Annotated in this window: 3 protein-coding genes; 1 reads left to right on the forward strand and 2 read right to left on the reverse strand. The window is 72.5% G+C overall.

Going from position 1 to position 3,347, the window contains the following annotated elements:
• The coding region (locus GWI24_RS42315) for a DUF5685 family protein (protein WP_210951335.1) at nucleotides 1–1,174 on the reverse strand (1,174 nt) is incomplete at its 3' end.
• A 233-nt stretch (nucleotides 1,175–1,407) separates the two neighbouring features.
• Here GWI24_RS42315 and GWI24_RS42320 point away from each other — a divergent pair.
• Nucleotides 1,408–1,839: a cell division protein SepF gene (locus GWI24_RS42320; protein WP_037949899.1), complete on the forward strand. Its 432-nt coding sequence runs from the start codon at nucleotides 1,408–1,410 to the stop codon at nucleotides 1,837–1,839.
• 160 nt (nucleotides 1,840–1,999) lie between these two features.
• On the opposite strand, the gene GWI24_RS42325 is transcribed toward GWI24_RS42320, so the two are convergent.
• Nucleotides 2,000–3,187: an acyl-CoA dehydrogenase family protein gene (locus tag GWI24_RS42325; protein ID WP_210951336.1), complete on the reverse strand. Its 1,188-nt coding sequence runs from the start codon at nucleotides 3,185–3,187 to the stop codon at nucleotides 2,000–2,002.
• Between the last annotated feature and the right edge of the window lie 160 nt (nucleotides 3,188–3,347).

The following is a 3,347-nucleotide window of genomic DNA, read 5'->3' on the forward strand; positions in this document are numbered from 1 at the left end:
CGCCGCAGTTGCTGCAGCAGTCACAACAGTCGCAGCAGTCATCGCACTTATGGCACAGGCCCTCGCGCGGCTGCCCGGTCCACGGGTCGTGGTACGGGTCGCGGCAGCACACCTGGCAGGTGCAGCAGAGCCCGGTCCACACCAGGCAGCCCGCGATCAGCCCCCGCCGACGGCCGTGCGGCGGCTCCGGGGGCGCGCCGCCGGGGCCTCCCGGGTTGATCCACGGGGACTGCGGCGGCCCGTAGGAGGACTCCGGGGCGCCCGGGGCGCCCGGGGTGCCCGCGCCCTGGCCGCCGGTGTGCGCACAGCCGGTGGTGCCGAAGGCGCGGTCCACCGCGCGCCCCAGCTCATGGACCAGCAGTACGTGGGCGAGCCGCCCGGAGCCCTTGCCCGCGAATTCGGTGTCCTTGAGCGCCAGCCGCACCCCGTGCACCGCGTCGTCGCACAGCCTGCGGACCTCGGCGAGGTCGGTCCCGGTGGCCGCGATGGGGTTCCAGGCGCCCGTCTCTGCGTCCTCGGCCAGGTCCTCCACCGCGTCCAGCAGATGGGCCAGCCGCCCGAAGAGCCGGCCCGCCTCCTCCAGCGGGGCCCGGTTGCCGGGCCGCCCGGCCAGCACGGCGGTGTGCCCGAAGGCCGCGGCGGTCGCGGTCTCGGTGGGCTCGGTGACGGTCAGCAAGGGGGTGCCGGGGCCCGCGAGGGACTCCAGCTCCTCCTGCCGGCCGACCGCGTCGAGCAGCAGCGCGGTATCGAAGCCGAGCGTGGCGCCGCTGCGCTCCCCCGCCCGGTCCCACCGCCCGGCCACCCGGCGGGCGGCCGCGGCGACCGGCCGCCGGGCCAACGCCCCGTCGCCGTCCGCCACATGGTCGCGTACCTTCGCCGAGGCCAGCACGAGCGAGACGGTGGCCGCGAGACGCGCCCCCTCGCCCTGGGCGACCGACGCCGTCCGCATCCCGCGCAGCGGACACGGCCCGGCGGTCCGCCGCCAGCCCTCCGACCGCCCGGCCTGGGCCTCCACCAGCACCGATATCACCAGGCCGTCGTAATTGGTGGCGATGCGGGCGAACTGCCCGTGGTCCCCCCTCAACGCGAGGCACAGCCCGCACAAATGCGCCATCCACTCAGTGCGCAGGTTTTCCGACAGCCGATGCCGACAAGGCCGGATAATGCCAAACACCACGATCCCCGTTCACCCGTACGTCCCCGACGTCACCCGTCCGGCAGCGGCGGAGTCTACCCATCGCTCTGTCAGCCCTCGTAACCAGGTGGAACTCTGATATGGCGCCAGCCGTTGTGCACCAGTAACGTCACGAATCCCCTGTGCGGCCGCAATCCACGTGGCAGACCATCCGCATCATGGACGACCATAGAGGGGCGGACAGTACACACCATCAGGGAGAGGAGGCGTCCATGGGATCGGTACGCAAGGCAAGTGCCTGGCTTGGCCTCGTCGACGACAGCGATGACGAGCGCTACTACGACGACGACTACGCCGAGGGGTCCGAGCCCGGCGACTCCTGGATGACCGACCCGCGAGCGCGGGTGGCCGACGAGACCGCGCGGGACCAGGGCACCCGGATCGCCACGGTCACCCCGGACGGATTCCGGGACGCCCGCGGCATCGGCGAGCTGTTCCGGGAGGGCGTACCGGTCATCGTGAACCTCACGACGATGGAGTCCGCCGACGCCAAGCGCGTGGTTGATTTCATGGCCGGGCTGATCTTCGGGCTACGGGGCTCGATCGACCGGGTGGCCAACCGCGTCTTCCTCCTCACCCCGGCCGACTTCCAGATCGTCAGCGGACAGTCCGGCCACGCCACGGGCTTTTTCAACCAGAGCTAGGCCCTGGCCGGTGGATCTTCGCGCCTGTGACCTCAGCGGCTGACGCCGCGGGGCCCGCGGCGTCTGGTGCCGGGGGCACCTCCCAGCGGTAGCCGGGGGCGCCGTGCCAGGCGTCGCGGGCCCGCGAAGATCCACCGGGCAGGGCCTACCCGGGGGCCGCTCACCGGAAGGCGTCGATTCCGGTGAGCGCCTTGCCCAGCACCAGTTGGTGCATTTCGACGGTGCCCTCATAGGTGAGCACGGACTCCAGATTCGTGGCGTGCCGCATCACCGGATACTCCAGCGAGATCCCGTTGGCGCCCAGAATCGTCCGGGCCGTACGGCAGATCTCGATCGCCTCCCGCACATTGTTCAGCTTGCCGAAGCTGACCTGCTCGGGGCGGAGCCGCCCCGCCTCCAAGCGCCGCCCCAGATGGTGGGCGAGCAGCACCCCCTTGTGGAGCTCCAGCGCCATATCGGCCAGCTTGGCCTGGGTGAGCTGGAAGCCGCCGATCGGCCGGCCGAACTGCTCCCGCTCCCGCGCGTAGTCCAGCGCCGACTCGAACGCGGAGCGGGCCGCGCCCATCGATCCCCAGATGATGCCGTAGCGGGCGTGGCTCAGACAGCTCAGCGGCCCGCGCAGGCCGGTGACCTCGGGCAGCACCGCGTCGGCCGGCAGCCGCACCTCGTCCAGGACCAGCTCGCTGGTGACCGAGGCGCGCAGCGACCACTTGTGCTTGATGTCGGGGGCCGAGAAGCCGGGCGTGTCGGTGGGGACGACGAAGCCGCGGATGCCCTCGTCGGTGCGGGCCCACACCACGGCGACCCCGGCCACCGAGCCATTGGTGATCCACATCTTGCGGCCGGTGAGCACCCAGTCCGAGCCGTCCCGCTTGGCGTAGGTGCGCATTCCGGCCGGGTCGGAGCCGTGGTCGGGCTCGGTCAGCCCGAAGCAGCCGATGACCTCGCCGGCGGCCATCCGGGGCAGCCACCGCTCCTTCTGCTCCTCGGAGCCGAAGCGGTGGATGGCGTACATGGACAGGGAGCCCTGCACCGACATCAGGGAGCGGATCCCGGAGTCGGCGGCCTCCAGCTCCAGACAGGCCAGGCCGTACTGGATCGGGCCGGCGCCCGCGCAGCCGTAGCCGGTGAGGGACATCCCGAGCGCGCCGAGGGAGCCGAGCTCCCGGGCCAGCTCGCGGATGCCGGGCACCTCGCCGCGCTCATACCAGTCGGCGATGTGCGGCAGCACACGGTCGGCGGCCCACTGCCGCATGGTGTCGCGGACCGCGAGGTCCTCGGGGTCGAGGAGATCGTCGAGCCCCAGCGGGTCACGCGGATCGAACGACGGCAGGGTGCCAGCGGACATGGGCGGCGGCCTCCGGTGGATGCGGTTCCGGGTACGCCGGGCGGGTACCGGCCGCCGGGGCGCGTCCTCCCGCCCGGCGGCCGGGGTGATCAGCCCGGCCGATCCGACGCTACGGCCGGGTAACCCCTGGCGTCCAGACCTGCTCACGCCGGGTCATCAG

It is taken from the genome of Streptomyces sp. MK37H (assembly GCF_018035285.1).
Taxonomy (GTDB): Bacteria; Actinomycetota; Actinomycetes; order Streptomycetales; family Streptomycetaceae; genus Streptomyces; species Streptomyces endocoffeicus.